Raw genomic sequence first — 18,063 nt, 5'->3', positions numbered from 1 at the left:
AGTTCTCTAATTTTATTAAGCAGGTTTAACTAATTTTATGGAGGATGTTATTGTAATGCTAGCAAATAAATATAAAGAATACGCTCTAGATATAGAAGATTCTATTTGGTATCTTTATCAAAATGAATTGCAAGTGTGCCTCAGGATATTTAATAATAACTCTTTTAAGGAAGAAAAAGTCATAGTAGACCAGTGTAGATTCCTACTTAGTGTCATACTTACAAAAGACAACACAATATATATATTCGTCCAATCTATGGATAATAGCATACTAATGTATTGCCTTACAAAAGATACTTTAACAAGTTCTATAATAACAACCAATTATATTTCTAATGATTACATAGAGATAATATCCTTAAACAACTGTCTTAATGTCATATACTCAAAAACTTCAGACAACTCAACTTTTCTATATCACAGAACTATAAAATCAGATTTAAAACTTACAGCGCCACTAATGCTAGACTTAATTGATAATTCACTTCCCTACTCGTTTATAGCCACATCTCAGGGTAATAATATCTATATATGCTATAATAAAAAAATGAAAAATAGCTGTTTAGGCTTTAGGCAGTATGATGCCACAAAAAACCTCTGGGGAAACTTCACCATATTGGATAGCTCCTATCTTCCTATAGAAGATTATTCCTTTATAGTAGGTGAAGGAGGGGTCCTAGCTTATTCTTATAAAGTTAATAGCCAGAGAAGAGGACAACTGAAATATGGCTATGGCACTGCTACTAATATAGTAAGAAGCACCATAAATGTAAACTCAAAATTGTTAGCTTGCTCTGTAGCTTTCTTTCATGGTAAGTTCTTCTTCACTTATGTAAGTGAAACTAGCTTATCAACTAAAACAGTAGATCTATTAAAAGGTATTTGTGGTTCTAAAGATATTGATATGAATCCTAACTCTGTTACTTTTAAAGTTCATTATCAAAGCAACAATCCTATAATACTTAATACTATATTTTTCTCTAAAGATGATGAAGGTAGTTTAATCACAGATAGCTCCTACTACTATAGCCTTGCTTTAGGAGATCATGAGGGTATGGAAGTAAAAGACTTTTCCAATTCCTCCGACTCCTTGAAAGAAACAGCCAATAAGTTGATAGAATATGAAAAGCAACTTTTTGATAAACAACAGCTAATAAATAGTTTAGAAGCTACTATAAAGGATCTAAGATATAAGTCTGTTGTTAATGAAGATAAGCTAAAAAATTTATCAAAAACAACAACAATTAACGATGAGGAAAACTTAAAACTTAAATCTACACTATCTTCCCTATACGCAAATATTTTAAGCAAAGAGAATAAAATAACCGAATTAGAAAAGAACTTAACCGAAAAGTATAATATCGTTTCTACCTACAAGAATAAGATTGAAGAACTAAACAAAGTAATTTTCGACTTAGAAAACCAAATAGGCAGCTATAAATCAGCATCTAGTATAGCTCAAGCCTCAATGTCAAAAGAAAAGGATACCTCTCATGTAGAGGAGTTAAACAGAACCATTGAAACTCTTAAGAATCAGCTTTCCCTTAAAGATAAAAATATCACTCAGATTACTCAAAAGAATGCAGAACTAATCAATCAGATAAATGCCCTAAATGTTTCTATAGAAGAACTAACCTCTAAGCAAAAAAAATCCTCTTTCATTAAGAGAATTTTTAATGACGAGGAGTAAAGCTATCCTTTTATAAAGGTACCACTTCGAAAAAAATATCTATTTTCAGCTCCCCCTCTCTAATCTCAGGGAAGTTTTGAAAATAGATTTATACTCGAAGTGGTACATATTTGTTTTAATCTTATATTTACACGATGTTTAATTTAAACAAAGTTCTTTAACAGAGCCTCTATTTAAGACTGAATATCGAGTTCATCTATTCATATATATCTTTTATAGCCTCTATAAGGCTTTCTACATCTTCTAATTTATTAAAATAGCCAAAGCTTGCTCTAACTGTCCCTAAGTTTGTAGTACCAATTATGGAGTGTATCTTTGGTGCACAGTGATATCCTGTTCTTAGATATATGTCTTTATAATTCAATGCTTCTCCTATCTCTGAACTATCAAAGCCATCTATATTAAAAGATACCACTGGACACTTCTTATAACAATTCTCTTCCCCATATAACCTTACAAAAGATAATTTTTTAAGTTCTTCAGTAAGATACGCTGCCAGTTCTTGATCATGTTTTCTTATATTGTTCATGCCTATTCTATTAATAAAATCTACTCCCTCTCCAAGTCCAACTATACCAGGAGTGTTTAATGTACCACTTTCAAACTTATCTGGCAAGAAGTCCGGTTGATCCATAATATTAGAATTGCTGCCAGTACCGCCTTCTTTAAAGGATGTAATACTAACTTTACTTGATATATACACTCCCCCTATTCCTTGAGGACCATATAGAGATTTATGTCCTGGAAACGCCATAATATCTATATTCATGCGCTTTACGTCAATATCAACTATACCTGCAGTTTGTGCTCCATCTACTATAAAAACCAAGTTATTTGCTTTAGCAAACTTGCCTATAGCCTCTATATTCTGAACAGTCCCTAGTACATTAGATCCATGGTTTATTATTACTGCTTTAGTATTATTCTTTAGGCTTTTTTTCAAATCCTCTTCTAGAATATATCCATTACTATCCACAGGGATCATTGATATTTCTAATCCTTTATTTTTCAAGCTCTTTAGAGGCCTATAAACAGAATTATGCTCTATATAACTTGTAATTACGTGATCTCCATTACCTAGCAAGCCTTTTATAGCAATATTCAGTCCCTCTGTTGTGTTATTAGTAAAGATTACGTTCATCATATTATCTATATTAAAAAATCTGCTTATTTTATCTCTGGTATCTAATATTTTCATTTCACACTCTAGTGACATTTTATGTGATCCTCTCCCAGGATTAGCACAGTATCTCTTCATGCAATCTAGCATAGAGTTATATACAACTTCAGGTTTGGGAAAAGAAGTTGCAGCATTATCCAAATAAACCATTGTGACCTCCAAAAACTTATTTAAATATTTAATTCCTCATAGTAATACCTTTTTGTACTCTCACTTAAAGCTTTTTTAAATATTCCTCTAATTTGAATATTGTTAGTCTTTATTTCATTGATTATATTCTCTAAGTCTTTTTCTTTAATCTCTATGGATCTTGCACATCCTGCTGAAATTGTACAAGGTGTTTGTATCATAACAACATTGTATCTTTTATTTTTTAATACCTTATAAAGATTAACGCTTTCACTGGTTGAAGGAAAAGCTATTATGCATACATTTAAATCTTTCATACAACTCACCTGCTATTAAACAATTTAGTATAATATATTCTTTAATATGAAAAAATTACACCACTTAGTAAAATTAAATTACAATATTGAAGTATTAAATAGCACATATAGAACTTTTCAGTATTTAAGAACTTATTTCTTGGTTTCATCATAATAATAATTATAATCCTTAAATAACCATCCTCTAAAATTCAACAAAAAGTCAAGTTAAATATTCAAATTCACTTTAATACAAATCTTTACACGTCCTAAGGCCATTCCATTAGTAACCAAAATCCGACAATCAACATAATATGTAATAGAGATTTACATGAAAGGGAGGTTTTTAATCTATGGCTACACCTTTATCAATTCAAACAACATCTAGCTTTGCTTCACTTACAGGTACAACACCTATACCAGTTCCAGTTCCACTACTTCCTGGTACTGGTACAGAAACTCCAATAGGAAGCATTATTCTACCTTTATCTAACAGAAGCGGAAGAGTATTTATAGAGGGCACAATCCCTGTAGTACTTTCAGCTTTAGCTGCTGCTGCTGCAATAACTGGAACTCTTGATGTAGTTTTATCAGTTTATAGAAGTGCTACTGCAACAACTCCAATATATACTATAAGACAAACTTTGTTGCCAGCAACAGCTTTGGCCGCTTTAGCTGCTCCAATATTTGATATATTACCATTCCAATTTGTGGACGCTCCAGCAGTTCCACTTTGCGCAGATACTTCTTCATATTTCTTTAGAGTTACTGCAATAACTACAGGAATAACAATAACAGCAGCTACTCTAACTGTAAATAGTACAATAACTACTCCAGGTGAATTCTTTAATATAATAGCAGAAGAAGTACCTGGCCCAGTACTTGGAACAACAACTACAACAACTACAACTATAACTACTCCAATTGTAACTACTCCATAATAAATAGGACTGCCATTGGCAGTCTTATATTATTTCTTCATAATTATTAATATATTAAATATAAATAAGGGGCATTGCCAGACTATTCATATAATCCGGCAATATCCCTTATTAAATTTAGCAACTCAAATATCTGTATCTACATAATTAATAAAGAAAAAGTGCCAGTATACTCAATAACGAGTATTGGCACTTATACCTCTATAAAGTTGTAGGTGGGTCAAAATCTTCAAATGGGAATGGTAAGCTATTAAAGAACTCACATGGATCTCCAGTGATTGGTTCACATTCAGGTATATCGCAGTCACCAGCTGAACTTACTGTCATATTAACTATTCTATAAAGCTTAATTATTGTGAATAGTCCTATAACAATGTCTGCATGATATTCAGCTGTTCCTGGAATACTTTCATAAACTCCTATTATTGGCTGTTGCAATGGATTTCCTATAGCTTGAACGAAAGCAAATGGTGTATTGCCAACATTTACATATGTTGACGATGGTCCAAATATAGTGTCAGCAGAAGTAATTGTTTGTTCGCTAGCTTCACCACCAAATAGTGACAAAACTTTAGTATAAGTTGTATAAGCACAGATATTAAATATTGGTCCTGCAGGATCCCCAGCTAGTGCTACTGATATTGGATTGCCAGTAGCATCTAATAAGTTTATTCCATATGAGAAAGTGTATACTATTGTTACATCATAGAATCCATCTTGGCCAAATGCACTTGGGGAAACAGAAACTCTAATATCAGATACTCTAAATGAATTTGGAACAATCCTTAATGATGTTACTGTAGTATTAAATGCAATTATTTCACCCGGTGTTATAGTTCCAACCAAAGCAGCTCCACTGATAGCTGAAGCCTCTCCTAATCTAGAAGATGATATTTCAATTGCGCCTAGAGGGGGGGTTACTACTGAGCTATCAAATGGTCTTAAGCAATCTTGCTGCCTGCATTTTCCATATACTTTTCTAGCAATTATACATTCATCACTAATTGGTGAAGGGCATGGAGCCATTCCTTTTACCTCAAAATTTTCTTGCATAATATATCCTCCTATTCCATTTTACGTTAGATACTTCAATAATATATTATGTTGCTAGCATAAAAGTGTTCTTATTACCTAATATTATATAAATAAATTACTGCTTATTTAAAAATAGAGTCTAAATATAGCTATATCTCCCGCCTCCATAAAATGCTTGTTAGAACCAGTACCTATTTACTGAATCAATTGCATATTAGACCTTAATAACACTTGGTATATACTATTCACTTATTCCATTATCTGCTATATATTTTTAACAAATTAGCATTAATTTTTTAAAAATAAAAAATGCGTATAAAAAAGCAATATACTTTAAAAACTCTTTATAATAAGTTTTAAAGTATATTGCTTTTCCTCAAATAGATGTGCCCTTTATTATATTTTTCTAATCCAATTTAATGTGACAGTAACCACCAGGATTTTTCTTCAAGTATTTTTGATGATATTCCTCTGCGTCATAAAAGCACTTTAATGGTTCTATTTCAGTAACTATTGGTTTATCATAATTCTTCTGATTGTTATCTCTACTCTTTAAAATTACTTCTTTGTCTTCATCATTAATATAATAAATACCAGTTCTATATTGATGACCAATATCATTCCCTTGTCTATTAAGAACTGTTGGTTCTACTATACTCCAAAATTCCTCTAATATTTGATCTAAAGTCACTAAACTCTCATCATACTTTACATAGCAAGCTTCAGCATGACCAGTAGTTCCTGTACAAACTTCTTCATAAGATGGTGAGATCTTTTCACCGTTTGCATAACCGACTTTTGTTTCCTTAACTCCTTTTATTCTAGACATAAACTCTTCTACGCCCCAAAAACAACCACCTGCAAATACTATCTCTCTCATTACATTTCACCTCTATCATTTAATTTTATCTATATTATATTGTTATTTCCTATTTAATGTAAAAAACTTAATTTCTTACCACTTACTAAGTATCCAAATAGTATTAATATCCTGCTACTATTTGAGACCAACTTCTTAGAATTTTCCTCATCAACTATTTTTATTAAAATATAATCATTATCAACTACTTATAACTATATTTTAGCAAAAGAAAATAATAATTCAACATATTTATCTTTATTTGAGTTTTTTTGACCTATTTCTATTTCAATTTACTATTTACTTGCATATATGTATATAAGAGAACTACTCAAGGTGTAATATTCTAGTGAAAATTTATTCTATAAGCTATCACATACTATTATGCTTAAGTTTAAATATAAAATTCTAAAAATAGTACACCTACACACAACCCACTTGTTTAAAGAGGAGGTATTATAATGCTGCAGCATAAATTAGGTTGGATTCCTGACTTTAATGACCTAAGAGACTTTACAGAAGAAACGCCTTTTATAAAATCTATTGTAGATAATATTAATATATCTGAAGGAAAAACAAAAACATCACCTCCTAATTTAGTTGATTTAAGACATTGGTGCTCACCAGTACGAGACCAAGGATTATATAATTCTTGTACTGCAGAAGCACTAGCTAGTTTAGTTGAATATTTTGACTACAAAATCTTTAGTAGGAATACTGATGGAGCTTCTTTATTTATCTATAAAAATTCCAGAAAATTATCTGATTTAAATGGAGATACTGGTGTTTCTATTAGATCCGCATTAAACTCATTAATTTTATTTGGAATGCCACCAGAAAGATATTACCCTAGTGATCCTAAAAATATAGACGAGGAACCCAGTGCCTTTTGTTATGGCTTTAAAAAAAACTATGAAAACTTAAAATTTTTCAAGCTAGATAAAAATAACAAATCTCAAGAAGAACTTCTTAATAGAGTAAAATACTATTTAAACTTGGGACTTCCTTGTATATTTGGCTTTTCAGTTTATGATTGCATTGAGTATTCAGAGGACTCTGGCGAAATCACTATACCTTCAGTAGAGAACCATCTCTTAGGTGGGCAAACAGTTATGGCTGTAGGATATGATGATATGTATTGCTCTATAAATAAAGCTTCCAACACCCCAACTTCAGGTGCATTAATAATAAAAAACTCTTGGGGAAGTTCTTGGGGGGAAGATGGCTATGGTTATTTGCCATATGAATACATTATTAGAAAATTGGCAAGAGATTTTTGGTTCATCTTAAATGAAGATTGGTGCTTAAAAGTTTAGTTTGAATTAAATTATTTAACTCAGCACCATTCCAATTTATGTAACATATCCTTCCTAGTCTAAATATACTGAAATTAAGTCACAAAGGAGGGATATGATGAGTTTGCTCGCTATAATGCTATTTGTTCTTACAAGTAGTATTGATAACTTTACTGTAGCCTTGGCATACGGGGTGAAAAATATAAAAATAAGCTTATTTAGTAACTTGGTTATAAGTATAGTATCTTCCTTAGGTACATTTATATCTATGTCTCTTGGTTTATTACTGGCAAAGCTGCTTATTCCCAAAACAGCTAATATTATTGGAAGTTCTATTTTATTGTTGATTGGGTTATGGTTTTTATACGATTATTACAAGGAGAAAAAAGAGAGAGCTTTAGACATAAACTTAAATAAGAGCCATAAAAAAAGTTGCATGAATCTGTTAGATAATCCTGAAGTAGCAGACTTTGACAATTCAGGAACAATAGATTTAAAGGAATCCTTTTCATTATCAATAGCATTGGCAATCAATAATGTAGGTTTAGGAATTGCCGGAAGTATTGCTGGTCTAAATATTGCATATACAACTATTGTTACTTTTATTTTTAGTATAATAGTTATTCCTATCGGCATGATTTTAGGGAGCAAGTTTTTAGCCAAAAGGCTTGGTAACACAGCCCCATTAATATCTGCTTTAATATTAATAGTACTAAGCTTATTTGAATTTATTTTTAACTAATACACTGAGGTTCATCATATAAAACAATACAATATTATCTTATATTTTATAAGCTCTATCTAAAGACTTAGCCTTTGGATAGAGCTTATACTATAGGGTTCCATTACGAAAACTTAATTTATACTCGCCTAAAAATCGATATTTCTAGGAATTTCAGATTGAATCGGTACATATCTATCTGTTATCGTATATAACCTTGGATATCTTTGCTATAATTTCATCACCAACATCATTTATATCCTTAGTAAACACAGTTAGTATATACGGCTTATCATCGTATACTATTGCTATATCATTTATGTAATTTTCATAATCGCCAATCTTGTGTGCAACAATACTCTGCGGTATGTATTTGTCAATTCTATCGTGGTATATTGTATTTTTCAAATCCTTTGTAATCAAATTATAATTTTCATCATTATCATAGTTATAGTATAATCGCTTAAGTATTGCTAATGAATCTGATGGTGTTGTTTCATTAGCTGATCTATTAACTGAATGACTAACTGTTTGCTCTATAAAATCATACTTATAATTTGAGCCAATTGTCCTAAGTAACATATTTACAGCAATATTATCTGAGTAAATCAAGGAATAATCTACTAACTCACTTATTTTAATAGGATTGTCTAATTTACTTGATCCTTGAAGTATCCCAGCACCATCCTCATAATCATCAGAGGTATAACTAACCTGATCATCCAGTTTAAGTTTATTATTTTTTATAAGCTCCGCTGTAGCCATTACTACTGGAACCTTTACTGTACTGGCAGCTTTGAAAGTCTTATCTCCATTAATATTAAAGCCTAAAGACGAACTTACGTCAAAATATGCTACTCCTATATTATCTTTATTATCTCCAATGATATCCTCTACTAGTTGCTTAAGAGTCTCTATATTTTTTTGATCTTGCTCCTTTTCTTTCTGATCTTCTAATAACTCAGCTCTCTTTTCCTTATCAACCTCTTTATGCTCCGCTATTAACTGTGCTGTACTTTCAGCTTTATTATCTACTTTAACTGCAGAAACAGTTTTATTTGCTTCAACTGTCTTTGCTTGTCCAGTTTTATTGTAAATTATAATAATTGCTGAAATTATTATAATTACAGTACTAAAATATATTAACTTTTTTCTCAAATATAGCACCTCACATATCACAATATTACTTATTTTATTATAAGTTAAAATCTTATGATAACTGTGAGATAGATGTGTGAAATTATGTGTTTTTCAAATTAATTCACTATAAGATACAATTATATTCACTTAAAACAATCTATCCGTTATTAAAGTAAAAGCTATCCAGCAAGTACCTTACCTCATATTTTCTAGATAGCTTATAAAGCATATTTTTAACAACAATCAAAGAACATTTATCATTCTCATACATATCTAATAAAGAAAAGAAACCTGACTTTTCTTGTTCATCACAAATTTTCTTAAAATACCCCCAAACGTGCTGTAAAGTATTTATTGCCTGGCCTTTTGATACCTCTATCTCCAGGGCTTCACTTATTAATTTATCAAATTCGTTTTTGTTAACCTCTCCCGTTGCAAAATACTTACTTATATTTTTATACTGACCATAAGATCTTTCCATTACACAATACTTATATTTAGCCCATAGCTTTTGGGCCTCTTTAGCATATTTTTCTTCCATAAAAACACCTCACTTAAATATTTTAATATGATGTTTAAAATATTTAAAGTAAACTTTAATATTAATTACCTTAAGCTTCTTTCTCGTCTGTTATAAGAACTATTACAGTTGCTATTACTATAAGTATTGAAAGTACGGTCATAATCACTTCTACATACTTACCAAACATTTTAATGCTCCTTTCAATATTAGGTTAAAAAAACTTTTTTACTATGTCATTAGCTGGTACTGGTTTACTATAGAAATAGCCTTGCCCCATATCACATGCATTACTTTTAAGGAATTCTTTCTGTTCTTCAGTTTCTATTCCCTCTGCAACTACAACCATTCCTAAGTTATGCATGAGTTCAATAATTGTCTTAACTATTATCTTATCTTTACTTTCTATCATACTTGATTTTATAAACTCCTTATCGATTTTTACTACATCAATAGGTAAAGAGCTAACATATGTAAGAGATGAATATCCTGATCCAAAGTCATCTAAAGCGATTTTAAAGCCCATATTTTTTAGCCTAGATAAAAGATCAAAGGCAGTATTTAAGTTTCCTATAACAGAAGTTTCAGTTACCTCCAGTTGTACCTCCTCTTTGTTTATATGAAACTTTTCAACCAAACTGCTGAGTTCCTCTATAATATTTAACTTTCCTAATCTTTCGGAAGACAGATTTATTGACATTTTTATTGGTGGATATCCATGACTTTGCCAGATACTCTTTTGCCTTATGGCTTCATAGAACACCCAACTCTCAATATCACTTATAAGACCTATACTTTCAGCTATAGGTATAAACTCCATTGGAGAAATAAACCCTTTTTTAGGATGAATCCACCTTATTAAAACCTCCACGCCTATTAATTTATTATTATCTAATCTAACTATGGGTTGATAATATAAAGTAAATTGTCTACTTTCAATAGCATGAATAATATCATTTATCAAATTAATCTTCGCTATATTGTTTTCTTGAATTTTCTTACTATAAAAGGTAATCTCATCTTTCTCTACTGACTTGGAATGAGAAAGAGCCATATTGGAATTTTTTAACAAGCCATTAAAATCATTGGCGTCTTTAGGGTAAATTGAAACTCCTAAACTATAAGTTATAAAAAACTCCTGACTATCAACTCTCCAAGCTCTATTTAATTTGCTTAATATTTTTTTTATTTTTAATAACACCTGCTCATTATTTGTAATGGAATTAATAATCATACCAAATTCATTCTCTTTTAGCCTACAAGCTCTAATGTCACTATCAGACATATGCTTTAATATGTACCCTATGTTTTTTATAAACAAGTCTCCATAATTATGGCCAAGAACATCATTTATATCTTTTAGGTTATCTATTGTAAGGCAAATAAAAGCAAAACTTTTATTTGAATACTTTTTATCTATACTCTCAATTAGATTAGTCACCTGCTTTTCAAACAGTATTTTATTAGGAAGCTTTGTAAGTGAATCATAAAAAGCTAACACATGGAGCTCCTGAAGTTGTCTTTCTATCTCATTTTCCAACTTTATTAAGGTTTTATGCGATTCATTAAGTTCTTCATAGTTATCATATATTTCACCTATAGCCTTATCAAATAGCATTAGACTGTTTCTTATGGATATATATATTACTAAGGTAGTCAGCAGTACAAATATCCACCCTTTATAAGTCTGCATACTCTCATAAAGACTGTCACGTTCTGCCCAAAAATCTAATAATGTATCTGAAATTATTATCCATACTACTCCAGCAACAGCATAGGCCAGCGCTACTTTTAAAGATTGTTTCTTTGGATCTATTCTATAGGACGCTTCTAAAAATTCATCTATATCTCCACTGCTTATTTTATAAATGCTACTTAATTTTTTCAAAAAGAGTCACACCTCCTACACTTTTATATTCTTTCCTAAATGGGATATAAAAAAATCACTAATGTGATTTTTTTTGCGCATCTGCCTTTTCTGAACGTATGTGAAGAAATTCTGGCAGGCGACATATTTTTTATTTTTATTCTTTCTCCTATATTTTCATTTAAGTTATCTACACATTCTTCCCAACAACCTTATCCGAAATATAATTCTCTAAAGAATAAAAAATCACTAATGTGATTTTCATTAGTGATTTTTTTTTGCGCATCTGCCTTTTCTTAAGCGTATGTGAAGAAATTCTGGCAGGCGACTATATTCTATTTTTTATTATTTAGCTAGCAAATTCATTGCTTCTCTATGAGGTACTGGTCTGCTAAAGTAATAGCCTTGTATCCTGTCACACCTATGCTCATTTAAGTAAGTCAGCTGTTCTTTTGTTTCTACCCCTTCTGCAACAACATTCAGATTCATCTTATGTCCTATATCAATTATATTTTCAACTAGAGATATTTTATTATCTTCCAACACATCATCTATAAAGGTTTTATCAATCTTTAGAGTACTTATAGGAAGTTGCTTTAAGTAGCTTAAGGATGAATATCCTTTTCCGAAATCATCCAAGGCTATTTTTATTCCTATTTCTCTAAGCTTATTAAGTTTTTCACATATACTTTCATAACTTTCAATAAATATAGATTCTGTGATTTCTAGCTCTATATAATTTGGGTCTATAGTAATGTCATTAACTATCTTTATAACATTATCTACAAAATCACTTTGCATCAATTGGATTACAGAAACATTTATGGATATATAACACTGGTTATAGCCGTTAGTATGTACTTCCTTTATAAATTCACAGGCACTCTTAAGCACCCAGTTTCCGATATCTATTATTTTATGATTCTCTTCTGCTAGAGTTATAAATCTGTCTGGAGGAACAAATCCAAGCTCTGGGCTATTCCATCTTATCAAAGCTTCAAAACTACAAATAGCTCCACTTTCAGCATCTACTTGTGGCTGATAATAAAGTATAAATTCATTTTTGTCTAAAGCACTTCTTAAATATCTCTCTATTTCCATCCTTTGTATTACTTTGTCATTCATTCCAGAGTGGAAGAAGGTATAATTATTTCTACCTAATCCCTTTGACTTAAACATAGCAATATCAGATTTAGTTAAAAGTTCATCTATAACCTCACCGTCTTCTGGAAACATTGATATTCCTATACTTGAAGTAACTTGTAGAAAATTATTATTAATATTAAAAGAGGCATCAAAAGAACTCAATATCTTTTTACAAAATGCTTCAGCTTCCTGTCTATCATTAATGTTATTAACTAAAATAACAAATTCATCTCCCCCTAATCTAATAAGGATATCTCCTTGCTTCTTTATCCTATTTAGCCTATCGGAGATGGCACAGATTAAAAAGTCTCCAAAATTATGTCCCAAAGTATCATTTATGTATTTAAAATTATCTATATCAACAAATATTACAGCGCCCTTGGTTCCATTAATTGAATTACTTTTACAAAAATAATCACTTGCAACCTTGTGCATATATTGTCTATTGGGTAGATCTGTTAGATAGTCATGATATGCTATGTATTCCAATCTATGTTGATATTCTTTTATATCATTTATATTTTTATGTGAACCAGCTAATCTATACGGCTGCCCATTAGCATCAAACAAAGTTTTGCCTATGGTTTGCATCCAAGTATATATTCCATTAATATCTTTTATCCTATATTCTACCGAAAACACAGTATCCTTCGTATCCCAACTACGCTTTATAGTTTCTTTAATTCGCTCATAATCCTCTGAATCTATAAGACTTGTCCAATCTATATCTTTACTTTCCTCTCTTGTATAGCCTAAGATCTTATACCATCTATCGGAAAAATACATTTTATCTTCTTTTATATGCCAATCCCATAAAGCATCATAGGATGCTTCTGTTATAAGCTTATACCATTCCTCGTTATTTCTAAGTTTTTCTTCATTTATTGATATCTCGGTATATTTTTCTCTTAGCTCTTGCTCTAAAGCAGTTATTTCCTCGAAGGAAGCTTCCAAATCGTTATATTTTTCTCTTACTTCTTGCTCTAAGGCTGTAACTTCTTCATAGGAAGCCTCAAGTTCTTCGTAGCTGCTCATAAGTTGTTCTTCGTATTCTTTTCTCTTATCAGCAGCTTTATTTAGTGCTATAGCTAACGCCCCAATTTCATCATTAGACTTCATACTGATTTTATGCTCCAAATCACCACTACTTAAGGAATTAGAAAAATTCAGTATTTTTTCAATTTTCCCTGAAAGCCTATAGGCTATAAAGTAACCTACTAAAACTGATATCAAAAAGCCCACTAATCCTATTACTATTGTCTCAGATACGGTATCTTTATAAAGCGACTGACTATCTTCTACCAGTTTATTGGCCAAAAGTAAATTAAAAGTTATATAATTGTCTGTATCTTTTACTATTTTATCGCTTACAACATTCAAATCATTATATGATTTTCTTGCATCAGCATAGTTTGATTGATATATGTATTGTAATAATTTTTCTCTCTTTTCTCTATACTCACTTAACACAGATTTTAGTGAATCGAACTTTTTTCTATCTTGATTATCTATTATGTTCTTTTCATAATCCTCTAGGAACAAATCATCTTGCCGTCTTAAATTATCTATTTCACTTGTAAGCTCCTCTACCTTATCAGCGTTTTGCTCATCCATAACCTTATAGATATCAAGATTAATCTGGATCAAATTGCTTTTAAACCTAGAAACATCTTCAATCACCCTAGAGTTTCTTTCAAATATATACTTATTGTTATTGTTTACCTTCTTTATATTACTTACTGAAACTACACCAATCCCTATTATAAAAATCGACATAATAGCAAAGGCCATTATAAGTTTAGCTCTCAATCTTAAGTTGTAAATAAATTTCATATTTAGTCCTCCAGGCTCTGTTATATATAAACACTTAAAGATTCCTATATTATAAAAATTATACATTATTAAGTATATATTTATCAATGCTATAACAATTGTTAAACGGCTTTTTAATAGGATTTTTTGAATATATGCCTTTTTTATAAGCCGGTCTAAAACATTTATATTATATCACTCGTCTTAATATTAGTAATTCTTTAACAATCATAAAATATATATTTTAAAGGTACCAACTTTTAATAAGTAAATATTCATTCTTAAAAATAAGTATTTACAAATAGAGTATATCACTTAATTCATATAAAAAGTTAGCTTTTTATACAATTAAATTCAGCAATATAAATTTTATTTATATTGTCTAAAGATTTCTATAAGAGGCAGAAATGCAAGTTACAATATTGTAATTTTATTACATACTTCAATTACCACCCCATTTGCATATTATATTATAGCTCCAAATTTATTACTTTTTATTACTGGAGGTAATATATAATATGTTTCTTTTAAAATTCATAAAAAAACATTCTACTAATTTTTCTACACAGATAAAATTAATTACAGCAGGTATTTTCATATCAATATCTACAATAGTACTATCTATTTTAATAATGCTTAACTTTCATTTTATAAAAACACCTTCATATAAAAGTATTAACTTAAGCACTACAGACAACAAGGCCCATTGGATTGACAAGACAAAAATTATATCTATAAATAAATCTGTTTTAGATATAATTCAATACAATCGCTCACATTGTATTCCAGATTTAAATACAGTAATTACTGAAGATACTAAAATTAAAAATTCTACTGCAATAGAAAATGCCTTCACTAATGACGGTAAAAAGAGTGCTTATCTAACTTTTGATGACGGTCCTTCAACCACAGTTACTCCTAAAATTCTTTCAACCTTAAAAAAATATAATATAAACGCAACCTTTTTCCTAATAGGACAAAATATAAATCAAAGCCCTCAGAGTAAAGAACTTGTAAATAATATATATAACGACGGAAACTCTATAGGAAATCATACTTATACACATAATTTAAAAAAGTTATACCCTAATAATAGAATAGATGTGAACTATTTTATGGGAGAAGTAGATAAAACAAACTATACCTTGAGAGAAATCCTTGGTAGTAACTTTAGAACTAGACTTTTGCGTCTTCCTGGAGGATACATGAGTAGAAGTTATTACCATGATCCTAATCTTCCAGAGCTTAACAAAAGATTGAAGGAAGAAAATCTATTTTCTGTAGATTGGAACGCATATGACTTTGATGCGGAAGGAAAAAAGAAGAATTCAAAAGAATTACTTCAAATGGTAAAAACTTCTGTAGGAAATAATCCAAAAGTTATTATACTTATGCATGATACCTATGGGAAGGAAGAAACTGCAAATGCTTTACCTGATATAATCGAATACCTGCGCTCTAAAAATTATGAATTCAAAACTTTGCAATAATTTATAAAAAGAAAAGACCGAGAAGAGCATAAATACTTCTCCTCGATCTTTTTTATTTACACTGCAAAGCTTATTCTTTAGTATACTGAAGCGCATCTCTTCCTTCTTCACCAGTACTTATTCTTATAACGTTCTGCACGTCATAAACAAATATCTTTCCATCCCCAATATTTCCTGTATGAAGTATCTTTTTAGCTGTCTCTACTACTAATTCTACTGGAACATCACATACTACGATCTCAAGCTTTATCTTTGGTAGTAGATTCATTTCCACAGCTAAGCCTCTGTAATATTCTTTGTGCCCCTTTTGCATACCACAGCCTAGTACATTGGATACAGTCATACCTGTTATTCCTATAGCAGACAAAGCATCCTTTAGCTCATCAAACCTACTAGGTGATACTATTATGTCTATCTTACTAAGTTTCTCGCCCATTCTTATAACCTCCCTCTTATATTAGATAATTCCACCGTAAGCTTCTTCACCATGTTGTGATACATCAAGACCTGCTTGTTCGTCTTCTGATTTCACTCTTATTGGAGAAACAGCATTCATTACCTTTAATATTATAAATGTAATTATAACAGAATATGCAATGGTTGCTAATATTGCAACTAATTGAGCTCCTAAAAGCTTAATATTTCCATGGATTAGACCATCTGCACCAGCGGAGTTCATAGCTTTTGAAGCAAATATACCAGTTGCAATTCCTCCCCATATTCCTCCGATTCCATGGCAACCAAAAGCATCTAAAGCATCATCATATCCAAATTTCTTTTTAAGCTCTGTAACCGCATAGAAGCATATTGCTCCACCTATAAAACCTATTGCTATTGCTGAAAGTGGACTTACAAATCCAGCTCCAGGTGTTATTGCTACAAGCCCTGCAACAGCTCCACTTGCTACACCTAGTGAAGTGACTTTCTTTCTGTGTAGGTATTCACATAGTCCCCATCCTATTGCTGACATTGCCGCAGATGTATTTGTTGTTATAAATGCATTTAGAGCAACATCATTTATAGCTAGTGCACTACCAGCATTAAATCCAAACCATCCAAACCATAGTACTCCTGCTCCTAAAACTGTCATAGGTATATTGTGAGGAGTTATTGTTTCTAATCTCTTTCTCTTACCCAATAATATTGCTAATACCAAAGCTGAAACACCGGAACTTATATGAACTACATTACCTCCTGCAAAATCCAATGCACCAAGGTTTCTGATCCATCCGCCTACGCCCCATACCCAGTGAGCTACTGGATCATAAACTAATGTAGTCCATAATAAAATAAATAATGCGAAAGATAAGAACTTCATTCTTTCAGCTGCAGCTCCAGATATAAGTGCTGGAGTTATGATAGCGAACATAAGTTGGAAAAGCATAAATGCTTGATGAGGTATAGTACCTGCATAATCAGCATTTGGTGCAAATGTAACACCATTTAATCCTAAGAAATTAAACTTACCTATAATACCTCCAAAATCTGTACCAAAACATAGAGTGTATCCTATAAGTATCCATTGAACTGATACTATAACTACTGCTGCATAACTATGCATTGTAGTACTCAATACATTCTTTCTTCTTACCATTCCTCCATAGAATAATGCTAGACCAGGAGTCATAAGCATAACTAATGCTGTAGCAAAGATAACAAAGGTGGTATCCGCTCCGTTTACTCCATTCATAAATATTCTCCCCCTTTAATATTATTTTCTCAATTGACAATTTAATTAATTACTCATTTCTAATAATTAATTAATATTTATATACTAATTTTATACAGCTAAAAAGATGCTATCAATATTATGTTAACTTTATAGGTGAAATCAGCATATTTTTTATGAATATTAGATTTTACTATCGTTTTCATAAATTGAATTAAATCAAAATTCGTTTTTTTTACATTTTTAAATCATAACACTTGCATTTTTTATTAT

15 protein-coding genes are annotated in these 18,063 nt (G+C 30.6%); 5 read left to right on the top strand and 10 right to left on the bottom strand.

Annotation, left to right across the window (positions count from 1 at the left end; genetic code table 11):
- Positions 1–55: 55 nt before the first annotated feature.
- A complete protein-coding gene (locus GXK57_RS15665; protein WP_160678189.1) occupies positions 56–1,690 on the top strand; it encodes a hypothetical protein in 1,635 nt (544 codons plus the stop codon).
- Between the two features lie 196 nt (positions 1,691–1,886).
- On the opposite strand, the gene GXK57_RS15660 is transcribed toward GXK57_RS15665, so the two are convergent.
- Both GXK57_RS15660 and GXK57_RS15655 read right to left on the bottom strand, forming a co-directional pair.
- Complete coding sequence (locus GXK57_RS15660) at positions 1,887–3,020, bottom strand: aminotransferase class V-fold PLP-dependent enzyme (protein WP_160678187.1); 1,134 nt, start codon at positions 3,018–3,020, stop codon at positions 1,887–1,889.
- 20 nt (positions 3,021–3,040) lie between these two features.
- Positions 3,041–3,316 carry a DUF3343 domain-containing protein gene (locus GXK57_RS15655; protein WP_160678185.1) on the bottom strand — a complete coding sequence of 92 codons (276 nt, stop codon included), beginning with the start codon at positions 3,314–3,316 and terminating at the stop codon, positions 3,041–3,043.
- 332 nt (positions 3,317–3,648) lie between these two features.
- Between GXK57_RS15655 and GXK57_RS15650 the strand changes: the two genes are divergently transcribed.
- Positions 3,649–4,236, top strand: coding sequence for a hypothetical protein (locus tag GXK57_RS15650; protein ID WP_160678183.1), 588 nt, complete (start codon positions 3,649–3,651; stop codon positions 4,234–4,236).
- A gap of 201 nt (positions 4,237–4,437) precedes the next feature.
- On the opposite strand, the gene GXK57_RS15645 is transcribed toward GXK57_RS15650, so the two are convergent.
- Together GXK57_RS15645 and msrA are read right to left on the bottom strand one after the other, a co-directional pair.
- On the bottom strand, positions 4,438–5,289 hold the full coding sequence (locus tag GXK57_RS15645) for a hypothetical protein (protein WP_160678181.1): 852 nt from the start codon (positions 5,287–5,289) through the stop codon (positions 4,438–4,440).
- 388 nt (positions 5,290–5,677) lie between these two features.
- Positions 5,678–6,151, bottom strand: coding sequence for a peptide-methionine (S)-S-oxide reductase MsrA (gene msrA / locus GXK57_RS15640; protein WP_160678179.1), 474 nt, complete (start codon positions 6,149–6,151; stop codon positions 5,678–5,680).
- 440 nt (positions 6,152–6,591) lie between these two features.
- Here msrA and GXK57_RS15635 point away from each other — a divergent pair, with 440 nt between their 5' ends.
- Together GXK57_RS15635 and ytaF are read left to right on the top strand one after the other, a co-directional pair.
- Complete coding sequence (locus GXK57_RS15635; protein WP_160678177.1) at positions 6,592–7,446, top strand: C1 family peptidase; 855 nt, start codon at positions 6,592–6,594, stop codon at positions 7,444–7,446.
- A 73-nt stretch (positions 7,447–7,519) separates the two neighbouring features.
- On the top strand, positions 7,520–8,167 hold the full coding sequence (ytaF, locus tag GXK57_RS15630) for a sporulation membrane protein YtaF (protein ID WP_347709095.1): 648 nt from the start codon (positions 7,520–7,522) through the stop codon (positions 8,165–8,167).
- Positions 8,168–8,341: 174 nt separating this feature from the next.
- Here the strand turns inward: ytaF and GXK57_RS15625 are convergent, their stop codons facing one another.
- The 4 genes from GXK57_RS15625 to GXK57_RS15610 form a co-directional block, all read right to left on the bottom strand.
- A complete protein-coding gene (locus GXK57_RS15625; protein WP_160678173.1) occupies positions 8,342–9,304 on the bottom strand; it encodes a serine hydrolase in 963 nt (320 codons plus the stop codon).
- Positions 9,305–9,443: 139 nt separating this feature from the next.
- Positions 9,444–9,827 carry a YbgA family protein gene (locus GXK57_RS15620; protein ID WP_160678171.1) on the bottom strand — a complete coding sequence of 128 codons (384 nt, stop codon included), beginning with the start codon at positions 9,825–9,827 and terminating at the stop codon, positions 9,444–9,446.
- Positions 9,828–10,020: 193 nt separating this feature from the next.
- Positions 10,021–11,694 carry a phosphodiesterase gene (locus GXK57_RS15615; protein WP_160678169.1) on the bottom strand — a complete coding sequence of 558 codons (1,674 nt, stop codon included), beginning with the start codon at positions 11,692–11,694 and terminating at the stop codon, positions 10,021–10,023.
- 324 nt (positions 11,695–12,018) lie between these two features.
- Positions 12,019–14,652, bottom strand: a complete 2,634-nt coding sequence (locus GXK57_RS15610) for an EAL domain-containing protein (protein WP_160678167.1) — start codon at positions 14,650–14,652, stop codon at positions 12,019–12,021.
- Positions 14,653–15,149: 497 nt separating this feature from the next.
- Between GXK57_RS15610 and GXK57_RS15605 the strand changes: the two genes are divergently transcribed.
- Complete coding sequence (locus GXK57_RS15605; protein ID WP_160678165.1) at positions 15,150–16,121, top strand: polysaccharide deacetylase family protein; 972 nt, start codon at positions 15,150–15,152, stop codon at positions 16,119–16,121.
- Positions 16,122–16,191: 70 nt separating this feature from the next.
- On the opposite strand, the gene GXK57_RS15600 is transcribed toward GXK57_RS15605, so the two are convergent.
- Positions 16,192–16,557: a P-II family nitrogen regulator gene (locus GXK57_RS15600; RefSeq protein WP_160678163.1), complete on the bottom strand. Its 366-nt coding sequence runs from the start codon at positions 16,555–16,557 to the stop codon at positions 16,192–16,194.
- 21 nt (positions 16,558–16,578) lie between these two features.
- Positions 16,579–17,811: an ammonium transporter gene (locus tag GXK57_RS15595; protein WP_160678161.1), complete on the bottom strand. Its 1,233-nt coding sequence runs from the start codon at positions 17,809–17,811 to the stop codon at positions 16,579–16,581.
- Positions 17,812–18,063: the final 252 nt, after the last annotated feature.

This window comes from Clostridium sp. C8-1-8 (genome assembly GCF_009928445.1).
Lineage (GTDB): Bacteria > Bacillota > Clostridia > Clostridiales > Clostridiaceae > Clostridium_AR.
Note: the sequence above shows the minus strand (reverse complement) of the source record. Positions and strands in the feature narration are given on the sequence as shown.